Genomic DNA, 15,921 nt, shown 5'->3' with positions numbered 1-15,921 from the left:
TTTTATCATTTAACCGTTTTTCTTATTCATTTCCAAAACGAATTTGACGGCTTGTTTTATCTCATAGTAGCCAGTGCATCTGCAAAGATTGGACTGCAACCATTCCTCAATCTTCTCATCATCAGCATCGGGATGCTCTTTAACAAGTGCATGGCAATTTAAAATAAACCCAGGGGTACAGTAACCGCATTGGATCGCCCATTGTTCTACAAAGGCTTGTCGCATCTCTGAATGTTTCAATCCTTCAATTGTCGTAATCTCCTCAGATACGGCCTCTACTGCAAGCATTAGGCAGGAGTGCATCGGCTTGCCGTCGACCAACACCGTACAAGCGCCGCAATCACCGTTGCCACAAGCATGTTTAGCTCCGGTCAGCCCTATTTGTTCACGTAATGTGTGTAGTAATGTATCTGCAGACCGCACCATTACATCATGTGACTGACCATTTACAAGCAACGGTATTACAGTATATTTGCTAGTGTTCGACATAATCATGGCTGCCCCTCCAATACTGTGTTCATTTCTGTTAATAATATGCCAAGTGTAAACTTGCGAAAGCCTTTCGATGCCAAAAAATCATCGGATATCGATGTGGGTAATTTAGCGATTGCCTTACTGATTCTTTGCTCGTCACTCAATGTACGGTCATTCAAAGTAGCCTCCACGACCGCTGATCGAAATGGATACTCATCGAGACCGCTGAATGCCACCCGTATTCGGTCCTCTTTTATCAATGCCGCCAAGCTCACGATCGGATAACCGACTTTTGTAGTACGTGTTCGTTTTAAACTTGTGTATGGCAAATTGAGATTCGAAACCGGCACTTTTATTTGAGTGAGAAATGTTCCTTCTTCCAATATGCCCGACGCAAGTTTTTCTGCCGGTAACTCTTCCATTCCTTTAGGACCCACTATGACAACGACAGCTTCAGCTACTAAAAGGGGCAATATACACTCCTTATAGTTGAGCTTACTCATCAAATTGCCTCCAATTGTTATTTTGTTCCGAGAAGTATGATCCGCAATGCGGCGGGCCGTTTCGCTTAATAAAGGAAAGACATCCGATTCAATCAATTGATTTAATGTAATGGCGGCTCCGATGATGAGTTTTTCTCCAACCATTTCCAACACAGTGCAATCAGGAATTCCTTTCAAATCAATGACCGCGTCAGCAGTCATTTTGCCGCCACGGGAAAAGGTAATCACTTCCGTGCCGCCAGTGAAATAGACGACTTTTTTTCCTAATTTCCATTCACTTGTATACGTTTTAATCGCCTCTTCCGTGGAATCCGGCTTGAAATAATCAAAATTGAACGGAATCATAGGCTTCTCCTTTCATCCGCCAAATCATTTCCGGAGTCAGTGGCAGCTTATTCATTTCTACATTTGTTGCCGAAGATAGACTGTTGGCTAATGCCGCCGCCGCACCAATCACTCCGTATTCACCTATTCCTCTCGCTCCGAAGGGACCATCTTCACTAGGTGTTTCTATAAATTCCACAATGTATTCACTCGGCTGATCTCCCATACGCATCATCTGATATGTTCGTAAATCCGGATTTTGAATAACCCCTTGCTCATTGAATTCGAATGATTCGCCGCTAGCTATGCTTAAACCTAGAAAAATTCCTCCGCGCATCTGCTGTGTTGCGGTCATCGGGTTAATGATCGTCCCACCATCCATCACCGTTACCGCCTTGATGATTTTATATGTGAAATTGCGTTCATCCCATTCGATTTCCACTCCCTGCGCACCGACAGACCACCAAGGACCCGGATCTCCGAAACCCGTTTCCTTATCCATGGTCGTCAATTGGCGTTGCATCTTGACGCCGGTTCCGATGACCTGCCCACCTACCGTATGTCCGTCAGGGAATTTGTAGCCGAGCGCAATTGTTTTTATAGCGATGCCTTTCATTGGATCAGATTTTATATACACTCTGCTATTTCCTACTTCCAAATCCTCCTCGGAACATTGTAAAGCGACCGCACCAATTTTTTTCAACTGCCTGATCGCATCATCTGCCGCAGCCAATACAGCATTTCCAGCTAAAAAAGTTGTGCTACTGGCAACAGTACGCCATTGATGCGGCGTATATTGCGTGTTCACTTCCATCGTCACATGTATTTCAGAGACATCCATTTTTAAGCGTTCAGCGGCAATTTGCGCCAGTATCGTTTTTGTCCCTTGTCCGAGTTCCACGGCGGCACAACTCAATTTTACTGAACCGTCCGGCTCAAATAGCAGAATCGCTCCAGCTTGTGCATTCGTTGATGTAGTCGACGTCTTCCAGAACAGTGCTACTCCTTTTGCCCGAATCAGGCCATCTTTTGTTGTTGATACCGGATCACTGGTCCATTCGATCAACTCTTTTGCCCGCGTTATGCATTTCGCCGCATCTCCAATATTGTTTACAGTTAGCACTGATTGCGTAGGAGTCGTATGCCCAGGTTTTATGGCATTTAATAAACGGAATTCGATTGGATCCATCTTCAATTTATTCGCAAATTGATCCATCGTCCGTTCGATCGCAAATGTAAGCTCTGGATGCCCATACCCCCTGAATGAAGTGGCGTAAGGATGATTTGTGTACATGCAATAGGAATCACACCAGACATTCGGGATATGGTAAGGCCCCGTACAGTCTAGTGCAGCGGCACGAGTGATACCAGCGGCCTGATCCGAGTAAGCTCCCGCTTCAATAAGAAACGTATATTGGCCAGCCATTAGTTTTCCTTCTTGATTTACACCTAATTTAACGGTTGCGTTGAAGCCGATATGACAAGGCGCTGTCATCATGTCTTCCTCTCGTTCAAAATGCAATTTTACAAGTTTCCCACCAACCGCATTGGATGCCAAATAGGCGAGAGGTTCCAGTTGAACGGCACCTTTTCCGCCAAACGCGCCTCCTAACATGGGGATATGAACAATGACTTTCCCGACTTCCAGATTGAAAAATTGATTGAAAATCTTTTTAATCGTATACGGAGATTGGCTCGTTGAATGGACAATGACCCGGCCATCGGGGTTTATTTCAACCGTTGCTGATCTCGTCTCCATTGCTGCGTGATCCGATAGATTGAATGAATATGTAGCGGTGAATGTATCCGTACAGGCAGCCCACGCTTGTCCAAAATCCCCTTTTCTAATTTTAATGTGGCTCGCAATGTTTGTACCGGGAACCGGATAGACATTATCAATGATTTTTGTATATTGTCCTGATTGTTCATGTATTAACGGCGCGTCTTTCTGAAAAGCTTGCTCTACCGAATTAACAATGGGAAGCGGTTCATAATCGACGATGATTTTTCTTGCCGCCTGCTTTGCCTGATAAGGATGCTCCGCTACAATGATCGCTACCGGCTCCCCGTAATACCGCACTTTTTTAAACGCGAGCGGCGGCCGGTCAGCAAGTATCGGACCGATTGGAAACGGAAACATATCCCCAGTGACAATGGCATGTACACCGGGCACTTTCCACGCCTCCATTGTATTAATAGATTTGATGATTGCATGGGCTTCCGTACTCGTCGCCACTTTAGCATGCAACATCCCTTTCGTTAATTTATCCCCGAGATATTTCACATTGCCCGTAGATTTCTCAATAGCGTCAATCCGTTGTTCTGCAGTACCAACAGTTTTATGAAATCCATTCTGCAAGACTTATTCCTCCCTTTCGATCGAAAACAATTCAATCTCAACTAGTAAATATGTTAGCCAAGATAGACGGCATTTATAATAAAGGTTTCGAATAAACCGGATGCAACATGTTGAAACTGTCCGTAATTAATGAATTGCAGAGGTGAAGCTTGATGGGGTTTATTCCACAACTGATTGAAACGATTACCAAAACTGAACAAGCAGCTGTCCTTGCGCAAGTCATCCACGTAGAAGGGACTGCCTACCGGAAAGAAGGGGCTTGGATGTGTTTTCTCGAAGACGGATCAACAATAGGCATACTGAGCGGTGGATGTCTTGAAAGTGACCTTCAAATTCGGGCAAAGGAACTGTATCATTCGGGTGAAGTGAAACAATGTAAATTCGATTTAAGTGCTGAAGATGATTTAGGATGGGGGCGCGGTGCAGGCTGCAACGGCGTTGTCACGGTATTGCTAAGGGATGTGGATGATGAATTCAAAGAATGCCTGCATTTTCTTTATAATGAACTTCAACAGAAAAGGCCCGTAAAATTCATTCAATCATTGGAGGATGAATATAAGTACCAGTTCAGTTCTGCAAGTCACAAGGTTGGTCCATTACAGATTGAACGGGTGCATGAAAGCCTGCAGCCCTATCAGCAAGTTGCAGAGCAAAAATTCATGGAAGACGAGCTTTTCTACCATCAATGGATTTGGCCAGAACCCTCTTTATATCTATTTGGGGCAGGTGCAGATGCTAGACCATTTGCGCAGCTCGCTTCGACAGTCGGTTATGCTGTTCATATATGTGATTGGAGAGAAGCACTTTGTACGAAAGTGAATTTCCCAACGGCGACTTCGTTTAAAATAGGCCCTATAGACAAGTTACTGAGACAAATTAATTTCCGTCCACTCGATTCAGTCGTCATCATGACACATGATTTCCAAGTGGATGAGCAAATCGTACGTAGACTGCAAGACACACAACTATTATATACAGGTTTATTAGGATCGAAAAAAAGGACTATGCGGTTAGTCGGCAATTCGATTCCAGCATGGCTTAATTCTCCAATCGGTCTTTCCATTGGTGCAGAAGGACCTGAAGAAATTGCAGTTAGCATCATCGCCGAAATGATTTCTATTCGAAGAGGAATGGCTATATGTCCGTCGTTGGCATCTATTTAGCAGCCGGTAACAGCCGCAGGATGGGGAACGATAAATTGGCTTTGCCGATCGGCAAGATGGCATTGGGAAGCTTGGCACTTGATACGGCGGTTCAATCGACACTAAAGCAAATCTACATTGTTGCAAAGGAAGGTGATGAATTATTATGGATGCCCGATCGTTTAAGAAACCATGAAAAATGCACAGTTTTACCTTGTCCAAATGCTGAAGACGGGCAATCGGTGTCACTGCGATGCGGAATTAGTCATGCTAAAAACTTTGGCGCCTCAGCTGCAGTTGTCCTCTTAGCGGACCAACCGTTTATTACTGCTGCCATGATCGATGAAATGTTGAAGTGTTGGAACAGCCATCCTACAAGTAAGTACGTAGCAACAACTTATGAAGGGACAATGAAACCGCCAATTTTATTGTCCTCGGAAGTTTTTCCAATCCTTTTGAACATTAGAGGGGATAAAGGCGCAAGAGAACTTCTGCATGGAACCTTATTCACTCAAGGTAAGCGATTGCCTTGCATGGATCACAGACTTTTATTCGATGTAGATACGCCTGATGACTACAACTTATTACTAACTGAACAGCTCGATGGAGAAAAATAAAACGACTGCCTCAACCGAAATTTTCAGCGGTTACAGGCAGTCGTTTTTATAATAGTTCCCTTTTCAAGGAATAAAATGCGGTCTCCCAGCTTTTTGGCTTCATCCATATCATGTGTAACAATGATAAATGGAATTTTCCATAACTCATGGAGCCGTATCAGTTCATTTTGACACTCGGTCCTTGTTTCGCTATCAAGTGCAGATAAGGGCTCATCTAGAAGTAAAATGGAAGGTTCCGTCGCCAACGCCCGAGCAAGTGCCACCCGTTGCTTTTCTCCGCCAGAAACCTGATGGGGATACTTAGACAATAAGTGTCGGATCCCAAGAACATCCAGTAGCTTTTCCAAAATAAGATTGAGTTCGGTCCCCTTCTTTTTAACCCCATAACGGATATTCTTTTCTACCGTCATATGCGGAAAAAGTGCATAGTCTTGGAAGAGGTAACCGATATTCCGTTCCCGTGTTGGTAGCGAGCCGTTCTTATCACCATAAAATAGTTGATCATTCAATGAGATTTCTCCGGAATCAGGCTGACACAATCCTGCAATACTATTTAATATTGTCGTCTTTCCAGAACCGGATGGACCAAACAGAACGATAATTTCACTTGTGGCTGTAAAGTCTACTTCCAAATCGTAATGAAATAATTGCTTGTTGATATGCACTTTTAACATGTGATCACCTTCTTTTCACATCATTCGAAAATCGTCTCATATTGCGTTTGCTCCACCAATTCAGCCACATGATCGTACTGAAGCCTAATGCGACTATAATAATGACCCAGAACGTGGCTTTTTCCATTTGCCCGGATTCTACCGCAAAATAGATCGCCATCGGTATGGTGTCAGTCTTTCCCGGGATATAGCCTGCCAACATAAGTGTGGCGCCAAATTCCCCCAGTCCTCTAGCGAATGATAACACTAATCCGGCAAGCAACCCTGGCCAAGCTAATGGAAAAGCCACCGTCCAAAACACACGCCATTCAGATGCACCCATTGTTCGAGCGACATTTTCGAATTTTTTATCAAGGCTTTCAAAAGCAGCAACAGCACTTTGGTACATTAACGGGAAAGAGACGACGATTGAAGCAATGACAGCACCAATCCAAGTGAACACAACTTGAAAATCAAACCATTCAATAAGCCAACTGCCAATCCACCCTTTTTTCCCGAACAACACAAGCAGACCAAAACCAACAACGGTAGGAGGAAGGACTAACGGAAGCATAAAAAAAGATTCGATAATACTTTTGCCGAAGAACTGTTTCTTTGCAAATAAATAAGCGAAAAACACACCTGCTACAAATACAATAGAGGTCGAGATGGCCGCCACTTTCAACGATAAAAGTAAAGGAGTATAGTCTCCGTTAGTCATATTATCCCCTCCTCATTCAGAATGCGTAGGGCGCCTGTCTAGAAACGACGGGCATAAGACGAAGATGCGAAGTGGCGCTCTTTGCCACATAGCATATTCGACTTATGACCCCGAGTTTCTGGCGCCCGAAGCTGGACTTACTTGAAACCGAACTTCTCCAACTGTAACTTCCCGTCTGCACTCATTAGATAATCCAAGAATTCCTGTGCTTCTTCTTTATGTCGTGAGGAATCCACAATTGCCCCCGGATAAACAATAGGTTCATGCCATTCTGTGTCTGCTTTCGCCAATACTTTCACTTTGTCCGAAATTAACGCATCGCTTGCGTAAACGATTCCTAGATCGGCATTGCCCATTTCAACATGGGTCAAAACCTGGCGTACATCTGATCCCATAACTAATTTACTTTGTAAAGGTTCCCATAAGCCAAGATGCTCGAAAACTTCCTTTGTATAACGGCCGACAGGAACGCTTTCAGGCTCACCGATTGCAAGGTGGTCTATTTTTGCCGAATCTATTTTTTCAAACGAATTAAGATCAATAGTGGAATCCTTATTAGAAATTAACACAAGTGAATTTTGAGTAAAATCAATTCTTGAAGGTTCATCGATTAATCCTTTATCATTCATATTATCCATATCTTTTGCGCTTGCTGATAAGAACAGATCGGCTGGAGCGCCCTGTTCGATTTGTGCAGCTAATTTTCCCGAACTACCGAAGTTGAATGTAATGCTTGTATTTTTATGATCTTTTTCGTATTCTTCTTTTAGCTCCGTTAATACATCGGTCAAACTGGCAGCAGCAGAAACCAGCAGTTCAACTTGCTCTTCATCTTCCTTTACTTTCCCCCCATCACTACATCCGAAGGAAAGCAATAAAACAAAAAACAGGCAAAACAGTAGGACGTTTTTTTTCATAAGTTACCACCTCTCCATTCCTGTTATAACAATTCACATCTTAACATCATTATTTATAATCTATTATAACTATATATAACTAAACATATCTAGTTTTAATTAAAAATATTTAAACATCAATACTTTTAACTTTTGATATTTTGTAAAATTGCTTTTTTATAGAAGGTAAGAGAAAATGAATGAAAGAGCATTTTGGAGGAACTATGACAAATCACAATTCAACTTCCTATACGACCGAAGAAATTGCAGATCTATTGAAAGTTTCCAAGTTAACCGTTTATGACTTGATTAAAAAAGGGCAGATTCGAGCTTATCGTGTTGGTAGACAGATGCGTGTTGACGCGACTGATTTGGACACTTATAAGGAAAGCACAAAAAGCGGTGGAGTTGAGTCCGCGAATGTAACTGTTTCGGAACAGACAAACGAACCTATCAGAAATAAGAATGATTATAGCCCGCCTCCCATCATCCAACCTTACGCTACCCGTCAATTGATCATTAGCGGGCAAGATATAAGTCTTGACCTCCTGGCAAATGCAATTGGGAAAAAAACGGGTGGATTCCGACCGCTTCGCTCTTATACAGGAAGCCTTAATAGTTTAATGGCTATGTACGCTGGAGAAGCGGACGTTGTCAGTACGCACTTATTTGATGGAGATACAGGCACCTATAATATCCCGTTTATCAAGAGGATTTTGGTAGGTCATTCATATGTGGTCATCAATCTATTATCCAGGACAGCAGGCATGTATGTTCAGAAAAACAATCCAAAGAATCTTCATACATGGAGTGACTTGATAAAGCCGTCTATTACAATGATCAATCGTGAATTAGGCTCAGGCACAAGGGTTTTGCTTGATGAAAAATTACGATTGGAAGGCATATCCCCTCGAAAAATCGATGGATATTTCACGGAGGAAATGAATCACATTGCAGTGGCAAGTAAAGTGGCGTCGGGTGCAGCTGATGTCGGTGTCGGCATCGAAAAGGCTGCAATATTAGTCGGAGTAGATTTCATACCGCTCATACAGGAGAGGTATGATTTAGTCATGTTTAAAACTGACGAGAATCTCCATCTACGAGAATCCATTTTTTCCATCCTCCGTTCCAAAGAATTTCAAAATGAAATCAATGCGATGGGCGGGTACGATCTATCATTAACAGGGACTGTTGTATATGAAACGGAGTAATCGTTCCTTAGATGCGTAGCCCAATTCATTCGTTATCCGCATTGCATTCTCCACATGCAAAAGACGTCCATAACTGGACGCCTTTTGCATTTTATCCCTCATAATGCATATCCGTATCAGGTTCGTGTTTATTGTACCTAAGTTTCAACAGCTTGAACATATGTGTGAAAACCACTTTGATTAATGCGTATCCCGGAATACCTAAAACGACTCCTACTACCCCGAACAATGATCCGGCAGTTAGCAAGACGAAGATAATTGTTATTGGATGAACCCGTAAAGATTTCCCCATGATTTGCGGAGATATGAATTTACCTTCAACCAATTGGACGATTGTCCAAACAACGGCTAGCTTCACCAACATGAATGGTGATGTGACAATTGCTATTATAGCAGCCGGAGTGATTGCGATAATAGGTCCTAAATAAGGCACGACACTTGTGAACATCGCGAGCGCTCCTAGTAAAAGTGCGTAATCCATGCCGATGATTCTAAAGCCGATCGATACCATAATACCGATACAGATTGCTACAAGAATCTGCCCTTGGATATAGGCGCTAATTTGATGGTCGGCGTCCTTGAAAATAGCGTCCGCCTCATCGCGAAGACGTGGCGGCAACATTTTTACAATCATTTTAGGCAGCTTCTCCCCATCTTTCAATAGATAGAAGAGGATGAACGGAACTGTAATGATTGCAAGGACGAAACCTGTTAATGCAGAAATGAATGAGGTCACACCAGATGCAATCCCACCTATCGCATCCGTGAAAAATTCTCCAATATTTCCTAACCCATTGTCTAATAGCTTGTTAATATTAATATCCATTTCGCCATAATACGCTGAAAAGATTGAAGTCCGTAAAAAGGTATCTACATTGATGAGCATCTGCTTAAAATAAGTTGGAAATTCCTCAATCAAGTTCGCAAACTGTATTTTCAGGAATGGAAAAACAAGAAACACGAATAATGTGATCAATCCTGCAAGCCCAACAAAAAGAATAAAAATCCCCCATACCCTTGGAATCCTCATCCGTTCCAAGAGGCGTAAAATCGGTCGCAATAAATAATAAGCAATTGTTGCAAGGATTATCGGAAGGACTACCGTTGAAAAAAAGACTTTAATCGGATAAAAAATAAAGGATACCTTGCTGAAAACTAATATAATAAGCCCAATCAGCAAGATAGATAGTAAAACGAACATCGTTGCCCGGCCACCTAAAAAACGAATGATTCTTGGCGTCGAGTCATTTCTTGCAACTGTTTCTTGTCCTTGACTCTTATTGTCCATGGCTACCCCCTCAGTCAATTTTCATATTCAGGAAAGTTGAAAGTGCCTCTTTGTTTTTATCAATATCGAGCTCAATGACAGATCCTGCATGTGAATAAGAATTGAACCAATATGTACCTTCTACAGGTACTGTCATCGTCTCAATATCCGATTTGCCGTTCATGAGAAGCGTGACAGCTTTTGAAATCTCATCTTTTGCCGTCAAATCAGTTTGTATAAAACTGGATAATGCACCTGACAGCTTCGGAATATGACGGAGCATTCCAGGACGGAGCGCTTCATCTTTAACGGCCTTAATCACTTCTTGTTGTCTTGAAACCCTGCCGAAATCCCCTTCTGCATCGGCGCGGAATCGAGCAAAACCAAGCAATTCTTTACCGTTCAGCTGCTGTTTCCCCGGCATTAGCGTAACACCGATTTTCTCCGACATTTCTTTTTCCACATCGATTTCGATTCCTTTTGGAAATGCAATATCGATTATGGACTCGAAATTGTCGAAATCCACAATAGCATAATGGTGAATCGGAATACCAAACATGCCCGTGATCGTATCCTTTGCGGCCTGTACTCCGTTCAAATAATACGCTGTATTCAACTTATATGACTTATAACCGGGTATATCTGCGTAAATATCACGCATGAATGAAACGAGGCGTATCGAACCTTCTTTTTTATCCCAAGACAGAACGATCATCGTATCTGTACGTGATTTACCACTGCCATCGTCGTCAATTCCTAACAGTAAATAATTCTCAATCGATGGATTTTTTGGATCGACGACATCCCCTGTAAAAGGACCAGGATCGATTTCATTGCCTTTAGCTAATGATTTACCTTCTTTATATTGAAAGTATGAATAGAAGCCCGTCACGATGAAAACAGCGAAAAGGATCGTTAAAAACAACCTGCCGATTCGCAGCTTCTTTCTCCTTCTTCTTCTTGGAACAGGGCCTTCGTACTGGTCTTCTTTCAAATCAGATTCCTCCAAATTTTAATGTCATCTAAAGGACGTTTGTTGTTTGCAAGGGTTGCGTCGCCGGTTAGTATGTCAGACAATCGCGCTAAGTTATTATGAAAACCATAGTCATTTCCCCATCTGCTGTTTTCTTCATTGCATAGTCTACTATGAAGGTGGTGGTATAAATGGGAAGTGAATACGGGAGAGGAAGCGGTTCCTCCTTTGCTTTGCTTGTTGTGCTTTTCATCCTGTTGATTATTATTGGCGCAAGCTACATTTATTAATGATGTAAAAAGCACACCACTCATTGCACCTCTCAGAAAGGTTGTCTACCGTTTACACACTGACCGGTACGCAGCCTTTCTTTCGTATGTACAGTCTAGCCCTGAAAATTATGATACAATTTATTTGAATTAATTGAAAGGGGTTAGATTGGATGTCTGAAAAGAAGTATGCAAAAGCGGCATTTGCGGGCGGATGTTTTTGGTGTATGGTAAAACCATTCAAAGAATGGGATGGTATAGAGGATATAGTATCAGGTTATATGGGAGGGCATGTCGAAAACCCAACCTATGAAGATGTGAAAAAGGGTGACTCCGGACATTTGGAAGTCGTTGAAATTACATTTGATCCCTCCCTCTTTACATATGAACAGTTGCTAGAACTTTATTGGCAGCAAATTGATCCGACTGATGCCGGTGGACAGTTCCATGACCGTGGCCATTCCTATTCGACAGCTATCTTTTATTATGACGATGAACAAAAGATGGCTGCAGAACAATCGAAGAAACAGCTTGGAGAAAGCAATCGCTTCAAAAAGCCGATCGTTACGGTAGTCCGCCCGGCTGAAACATTTTACAGAGCCGAGGATTATCACCAGGATTATTATCAAAAAGAACAGTCCCATTACAAAGAAGATCGGGCTAAATCGGGCAGAGATGAGTTCATAAATGACCATTGGACATAATAAATGCCAGAAGAAGGAATAATTCATTGTTTCCTTCTTCTTTTTTTAATGTGTACAGTCCCTCTTTTGCCGGTGCAAGAACTTGTGTTCCTCTACGGTTTCATCTATAATTAGCCATGAAAGGAAAGATGTTCATGAAGCTACTTCATTGGGAATACACGCGAAAATATCAAGTTAAAGGTATTTTTGACGAATTTCCTGAAACTGTTTTTCTCTTCCGTAGAGTAAAAGACTATTACTTTCTGTTCTCCATGTCCGGCTTAGATCAACATGCTATCCCCTCTAAAAAAGATTATGTCAGGATGGAATATATATTGAATAAAGAGCTATACTCATTGGACGCTTACCGGCAACGGAAAGTCTTTCAATAACAAATCCCTGTCCCCAGGGATTTTTTCGTATAAACAGGTTTAACACATACCACTCATGAAAGCTTTCATGTTATAATAGGAGCATTGTGAATTTAGGAGGATTTTTTTATGATAGCTGTCAGTAATGTTAGTCTTCAATTCGGTGACCGCAAACTGTTTGAAGATGTCAATATACAGTTTAACCCAGGCCATTGTTATGGTTTAATCGGTGCAAACGGTGCGGGAAAATCGACGTTCCTTAAAATTTTATCCGGCGAACTTGAACCACAAACTGGAAACGTAATTATGAACAAGGATGAGCGTCTTGCTGTCCTTAAACAGAACCATTTCGAGTATGAAGAAAACGAAGTACTTAACACAGTCATTATGGGTCATAAACGCCTATATGACATCATGACCGAGAAAAACGCCATTTATATGAAAGAAGATTTTTCAGATGAGGATGGCATGCGGGCAGCTGAACTTGAAGGTGAATTCGGCGAGCTGAACGGATGGGAAGCAGAATCAGAAGCAGCCATCCTCCTGCAAGGGCTCGGTATTCCAGAATCTCTTCATCACGTTAAAATGGCAGAACTGTCCGGTTCGGATAAAGTGAAAGTGCTTCTCGCACAAGCACTATTCGGAAAACCAGACGTCCTTCTTCTCGATGAGCCGACGAACCACTTGGACCTCAAAGCGATCCAATGGCTTGAAGAGTTCCTTATCAATTTTGATAATACCGTCATCGTAGTCTCACATGACCGTCATTTCTTGAACAAAGTATGTACGCAAATTGCAGACCTCGATTTCTCGAAAATTCAATTGTACCCTGGCAACTATGATTTCTGGTATGAATCCAGCCAATTGGCATTAAAAATGGCGCAGGATCAAAATAAGAAAAAAGAAGAAAAGATTAAAGAATTGCAAGCGTTCGTTGCGCGTTTCAGTGCGAATGCTTCCAAATCCAAGCAAGCAACTTCCCGTAAAAAAGCGCTTGATAAAATCGAGTTGGATGATATTCGTCCATCTTCCCGTCGTTACCCATTCGTCAATTTCCAAATTGGACGTGAAATCGGTAATGATGTCTTAAGTGTTCAAGGCCTTTCTAAATCACAGGACGGCAAAGTAATGTTCAAAGACGCAACATTTACTGTGAATAAAGAAGACAAGATCATCCTTTTAGGTAATCCCCTTGCAAAGACGGCACTGTTAGATATTCTTGCTGAAGAATCTCAGCCTGACGAAGGGTCATTTAAATGGGGTGTCACGACGACACGTGCATACTTCCCACTTGATAATAGCGAGTATTTCGAGGGGGATGAATCTTCCCTAGTGGAATGGTTGCGACAATATTCACCAGAAGATCAAACTGAAACGTTTTTACGCGGTTTCCTTGGCCGTATGCTCTTCTCAGGAGAAGAAGTGAAAAAGAAACCTTCCGTCTTATCAGGTGGAGAAAAGGTACGTTGCATGCTTTCTAAAATGATGTTGACGAATGCAAACGTGCTTTTATTGGATGAACCGATGAACCACTTAGACTTGGAATCCATCCAAGCGCTAAATAATGGGTTAACAGCTTTCAAAGGAGCAATGGTATTCACTTCTCATGACCAGCAGTTCATCCAAACTGTTGCGAACCGCATCATCGAAATTCGCGAAGATGGAACAATTTTTGATAAAATGATGCAGTATGATGAATATTTAGAGTGGAAAGAGCAACAAACAATTTCCAACTGATCACGAACCGTTTTCCCTTATGGGAGAGCGGTTTTTTTATTCAACAGAATCCATGGAAAAAGGATAATCACTTTCGTTTCGGGTATATTATTGAAAAAGGAGAGTGTTTTTTTATGAGGAGGAACCGTCTAGTTATCGCATTGTTGTTTACAATCCTCTTGGTTGCAGGTTGTTCAAGTAAAACGACAACATTGAACAATTCCGGCAACAGCGGTGAATCAAATGAACCGGATCAGGCGACAGAAAATAATGAGGAAGAAACGAAAAACACTACTGACGAATCATTGAAAAATTACTTCCTGCCCGATGGTTCGAAAGCACATTTTCTTGGGGAGGGAAATGAATTTGCAGAGCTCGATGTCACATTTGCGCAGCCATACGAAAATATTATCGGCGTCCATGAAAATAATGGCGGTGCGATTATAAGGTATATTTATAGGATTGATGAAGATCAGATTACAACAATCGGACATAAAGCCGTCGATATGAACGCGGACTTCCCTTCTTTGGAAGAGATCAATGCGATGGAACCTGAAGGCGTTTATCTAAAAAAGCCATTTGAGGTAGGAACGACTTTCGACAAGTGGGAAATTGTTGAAACGGGCGTCACGGTAGAAACCCCTTATCAAACATTCGACAATGCCTTTGTGATTCAATCCGAAGAAAATGATGCAGTCAATCGAAAATATATCGTGGAAGGGTTCGGCGAAGTAAAGCGTGAATTCATCATGCCTGCGGAAAACAACGAAGAATTCATCGTGACTTCGACATTGGAATCTGTATCGAAACCCTAAGAATGGAACACGGATTTCCACTCCAGGCGGACGCGTTCCGCGGGCACGGCTTCAGCCTCCTCACTACGCTTCGCTTCGTTGCGGGGTCTTCAGCTCGCGCTGTTCCCGCTGGAGTCGCCGCCTTCCGTTCCAATCCTGAAGAAGCCTGATACATTCAAATTCATCCTGTAACTGACGAAAAAAAGAGGCACCGATAATGGCGCCTCTTTTACCTGACGAATTATAGTTTAACTACGTTAGCAGCTTGAAGACCACGATTGCCTTCTACAACTTCGAACTCGACTTGTTGTCCTTCGTCCAAAGATTTAAATCCGTCTCCCTGAATTGCAGAGAAGTGTACGAATACATCGTCTTCCCCTTCAACTTCGATAAAACCGAAGCCTTTTTCAGCGTTGAACCATTTTACAGTACCTTGTTTCATGTGTGACTACCTCCAAATAATTGTACTTGCTAATACATGAACAGAAAAAAATTCACATATTACAAAAAGCACCGACAACGCCGATCACCTTTTGTAATACGTGAATACGTTTGATTCGGTAAATCCCTTTATAGTTACTGATACTATACCATACCCTATATATTTGTCAATATAACAATATCAAATATTCGAATTATTTATCAATGTTATCGAAGCCGGCTTGCCATTTACAAGTGAAATGATGCCATGAAAAATTTGAAGATCTTCATCGCAACCTTCACAGAACATCCGCTCGCAATCAGACCAATATGCAAAAAAGCAGTCATTGCGTTCCTCTGCATAATTATATTTTGCGCTAAATTCATTTTTTAATTCGCCAAGGTACCCCTTCGCTTCCTCTGCTGTCTCGAAATGCTTTCTTACCTGGACCATCTTTTCCCAGTCTTCAAACATCCACCACGGCTCGTAATCCGCTTTCATATAGACGACTTCGTATTCCATATCGC

18 protein-coding genes are annotated in these 15,921 nt (G+C 42.1%); 8 read left to right on the top strand and 10 right to left on the bottom strand.

Translation table 11 applies throughout. From position 1 onward, the window contains the following. Positions 1 to 9: 9 nt before the first annotated feature. From SLU01_RS04835 to SLU01_RS04825, 3 genes are read right to left on the bottom strand one after another with little or no spacing between them, the layout of a single operon-like run. The gene (locus SLU01_RS04835) at positions 10 to 495 is read right to left on the bottom strand and encodes a (2Fe-2S)-binding protein (RefSeq protein ID WP_147055915.1); all 486 of its coding nucleotides are present in this window, start codon (positions 493 to 495) and stop codon (positions 10 to 12) included. After that, positions 492 to 1,322, bottom strand: coding sequence for an FAD binding domain-containing protein (locus SLU01_RS04830; protein WP_147055913.1), 831 nt, complete (start codon positions 1,320 to 1,322; stop codon positions 492 to 494). The genes SLU01_RS04835 and SLU01_RS04830 overlap by 4 nt, the downstream gene beginning before the upstream one ends. Beyond that, positions 1,303 to 3,660 carry a xanthine dehydrogenase family protein molybdopterin-binding subunit gene (locus SLU01_RS04825; RefSeq protein ID WP_147055911.1) on the bottom strand — a complete coding sequence of 786 codons (2,358 nt, stop codon included), beginning with the start codon at positions 3,658 to 3,660 and terminating at the stop codon, positions 1,303 to 1,305. Before SLU01_RS04825 ends, SLU01_RS04830 begins: the two co-directional genes overlap by 20 nt. A gap of 152 nt (positions 3,661 to 3,812) precedes the next feature. On the opposite strand from SLU01_RS04825, the gene SLU01_RS04820 reads away from it, so the two are divergent. Together SLU01_RS04820 and SLU01_RS04815 are read left to right on the top strand one after the other, a co-directional pair. Then, entirely contained in the window at positions 3,813 to 4,823 is a 1,011-nt protein-coding gene (locus SLU01_RS04820; protein WP_147055909.1) for an XdhC family protein, read from the top strand. Beyond that, positions 4,799 to 5,419 carry a nucleotidyltransferase family protein gene (locus SLU01_RS04815; RefSeq protein ID WP_147055907.1) on the top strand — a complete coding sequence of 207 codons (621 nt, stop codon included), beginning with the start codon at positions 4,799 to 4,801 and terminating at the stop codon, positions 5,417 to 5,419. Before SLU01_RS04820 ends, SLU01_RS04815 begins: the two co-directional genes overlap by 25 nt. A 23-nt stretch (positions 5,420 to 5,442) precedes the next feature. On the opposite strand, the gene SLU01_RS04810 is transcribed toward SLU01_RS04815, so the two are convergent. The 3 genes from SLU01_RS04810 to modA form a co-directional block, all read right to left on the bottom strand. Next, the gene (locus tag SLU01_RS04810) at positions 5,443 to 6,093 is read right to left on the bottom strand and encodes an ATP-binding cassette domain-containing protein (RefSeq protein ID WP_147055905.1); all 651 of its coding nucleotides are present in this window, start codon (positions 6,091 to 6,093) and stop codon (positions 5,443 to 5,445) included. 4 nt (positions 6,094 to 6,097) lie between these two features. Then, positions 6,098 to 6,793, bottom strand: coding sequence for a molybdate ABC transporter permease subunit (gene modB / locus SLU01_RS04805; protein ID WP_147055903.1), 696 nt, complete (start codon positions 6,791 to 6,793; stop codon positions 6,098 to 6,100). A 137-nt stretch (positions 6,794 to 6,930) separates the two neighbouring features. Continuing rightward, positions 6,931 to 7,710, bottom strand: coding sequence for a molybdate ABC transporter substrate-binding protein (modA, locus tag SLU01_RS04800; protein ID WP_147055900.1), 780 nt, complete (start codon positions 7,708 to 7,710; stop codon positions 6,931 to 6,933). Between the two features lie 203 nt (positions 7,711 to 7,913). Here modA and SLU01_RS04795 point away from each other — a divergent pair, with 203 nt between their 5' ends. Beyond that, a complete protein-coding gene (locus tag SLU01_RS04795) occupies positions 7,914 to 8,900 on the top strand; it encodes a substrate-binding domain-containing protein (RefSeq protein WP_147055898.1) in 987 nt (328 codons plus the stop codon). Between the two features lie 91 nt (positions 8,901 to 8,991). Here the strand turns inward: SLU01_RS04795 and SLU01_RS04790 are convergent, their stop codons facing one another. Then, positions 8,992 to 10,188: an AI-2E family transporter gene (locus SLU01_RS04790; RefSeq protein ID WP_147055896.1), complete on the bottom strand. Its 1,197-nt coding sequence runs from the start codon at positions 10,186 to 10,188 to the stop codon at positions 8,992 to 8,994. Positions 10,189 to 10,198: 10 nt separating this feature from the next. Continuing rightward, a complete protein-coding gene (locus tag SLU01_RS04785; RefSeq protein ID WP_147055894.1) occupies positions 10,199 to 11,161 on the bottom strand; it encodes an LCP family protein in 963 nt (320 codons plus the stop codon). A 170-nt stretch (positions 11,162 to 11,331) separates the two neighbouring features. On the opposite strand from SLU01_RS04785, the gene SLU01_RS04780 reads away from it, so the two are divergent. The 5 genes from SLU01_RS04780 (at position 11,332) to SLU01_RS04760 (ending at position 14,994) form a co-directional block, all read left to right on the top strand. Further along, positions 11,332 to 11,430: a YjcZ family sporulation protein gene (locus SLU01_RS04780; RefSeq protein ID WP_147055892.1), complete on the top strand. Its 99-nt coding sequence runs from the start codon at positions 11,332 to 11,334 to the stop codon at positions 11,428 to 11,430. A gap of 152 nt (positions 11,431 to 11,582) precedes the next feature. Beyond that, the gene (msrA, locus tag SLU01_RS04775) at positions 11,583 to 12,113 is read left to right on the top strand and encodes a peptide-methionine (S)-S-oxide reductase MsrA (RefSeq protein ID WP_147055890.1); all 531 of its coding nucleotides are present in this window, start codon (positions 11,583 to 11,585) and stop codon (positions 12,111 to 12,113) included. A 116-nt stretch (positions 12,114 to 12,229) separates the two neighbouring features. Further along, on the top strand, positions 12,230 to 12,484 hold the full coding sequence (locus SLU01_RS18525; protein ID WP_507772823.1) for a protein YuzH: 255 nt from the start codon (positions 12,230 to 12,232) through the stop codon (positions 12,482 to 12,484). 108 nt (positions 12,485 to 12,592) lie between these two features. Beyond that, a complete protein-coding gene (locus SLU01_RS04765; RefSeq protein ID WP_147055886.1) occupies positions 12,593 to 14,200 on the top strand; it encodes an ABC-F family ATP-binding cassette domain-containing protein in 1,608 nt (535 codons plus the stop codon). A gap of 113 nt (positions 14,201 to 14,313) precedes the next feature. Continuing rightward, on the top strand, positions 14,314 to 14,994 hold the full coding sequence (locus SLU01_RS04760; protein ID WP_147055884.1) for a hypothetical protein: 681 nt from the start codon (positions 14,314 to 14,316) through the stop codon (positions 14,992 to 14,994). Between the two features lie 220 nt (positions 14,995 to 15,214). Here the strand turns inward: SLU01_RS04760 and SLU01_RS04755 are convergent, their stop codons facing one another. Further along, positions 15,215 to 15,415, bottom strand: a complete 201-nt coding sequence (locus SLU01_RS04755) for a cold-shock protein (protein ID WP_147055882.1) — start codon at positions 15,413 to 15,415, stop codon at positions 15,215 to 15,217. 180 nt (positions 15,416 to 15,595) lie between these two features. Continuing rightward, a complete protein-coding gene (locus SLU01_RS04750; RefSeq protein WP_147055881.1) occupies positions 15,596 to 15,916 on the bottom strand; it encodes a DUF1033 family protein in 321 nt (106 codons plus the stop codon). Between the last annotated feature and the right edge of the window lie 5 nt (positions 15,917 to 15,921).

This window comes from Sporosarcina luteola (assembly GCF_007991495.1).
Taxonomy (GTDB): Bacteria; Bacillota; Bacilli; order Bacillales_A; family Planococcaceae; genus Sporosarcina; species Sporosarcina luteola.
This window is presented reverse-complemented; position numbering and strand designations above follow the sequence as displayed.

Coding starts and splice junctions, on each gene's coding strand:
- SLU01_RS04790 (WP_147055896.1), bottom strand. CDS start 10,188: ATGGACAATAAGAGTCAAGGACAAGAAACAGTTGCAAGAAATGACTCG.
- SLU01_RS04810 (WP_147055905.1), bottom strand. CDS start 6,093: ATGTTAAAAGTGCATATCAACAAGCAATTATTTCATTACGATTTGGAA.
- msrA (WP_147055890.1), top strand. CDS start 11,583: ATGTCTGAAAAGAAGTATGCAAAAGCGGCATTTGCGGGCGGATGTTTT.
- modA (WP_147055900.1), bottom strand. CDS start 7,710: ATGAAAAAAAACGTCCTACTGTTTTGCCTGTTTTTTGTTTTATTGCTT.
- SLU01_RS04835 (WP_147055915.1), bottom strand. CDS start 495: ATGATTATGTCGAACACTAGCAAATATACTGTAATACCGTTGCTTGTA.
- modB (WP_147055903.1), bottom strand. CDS start 6,793: ATGACTAACGGAGACTATACTCCTTTACTTTTATCGTTGAAAGTGGCG.
- SLU01_RS04765 (WP_147055886.1), top strand. CDS start 12,593: ATGATAGCTGTCAGTAATGTTAGTCTTCAATTCGGTGACCGCAAACTG.
- SLU01_RS04820 (WP_147055909.1), top strand. CDS start 3,813: ATGGGGTTTATTCCACAACTGATTGAAACGATTACCAAAACTGAACAA.
- SLU01_RS04830 (WP_147055913.1), bottom strand. CDS start 1,322: ATGATTCCGTTCAATTTTGATTATTTCAAGCCGGATTCCACGGAAGAG.
- SLU01_RS04780 (WP_147055892.1), top strand. CDS start 11,332: ATGGGAAGTGAATACGGGAGAGGAAGCGGTTCCTCCTTTGCTTTGCTT.
- SLU01_RS04795 (WP_147055898.1), top strand. CDS start 7,914: ATGACAAATCACAATTCAACTTCCTATACGACCGAAGAAATTGCAGAT.
- SLU01_RS04815 (WP_147055907.1), top strand. CDS start 4,799: ATGTCCGTCGTTGGCATCTATTTAGCAGCCGGTAACAGCCGCAGGATG.
- SLU01_RS18525 (WP_507772823.1), top strand. CDS start 12,230: ATGAAAGGAAAGATGTTCATGAAGCTACTTCATTGGGAATACACGCGA.
- SLU01_RS04750 (WP_147055881.1), bottom strand. CDS start 15,916: ATGGAATACGAAGTCGTCTATATGAAAGCGGATTACGAGCCGTGGTGG.
- SLU01_RS04760 (WP_147055884.1), top strand. CDS start 14,314: ATGAGGAGGAACCGTCTAGTTATCGCATTGTTGTTTACAATCCTCTTG.
- SLU01_RS04755 (WP_147055882.1), bottom strand. CDS start 15,415: ATGAAACAAGGTACTGTAAAATGGTTCAACGCTGAAAAAGGCTTCGGT.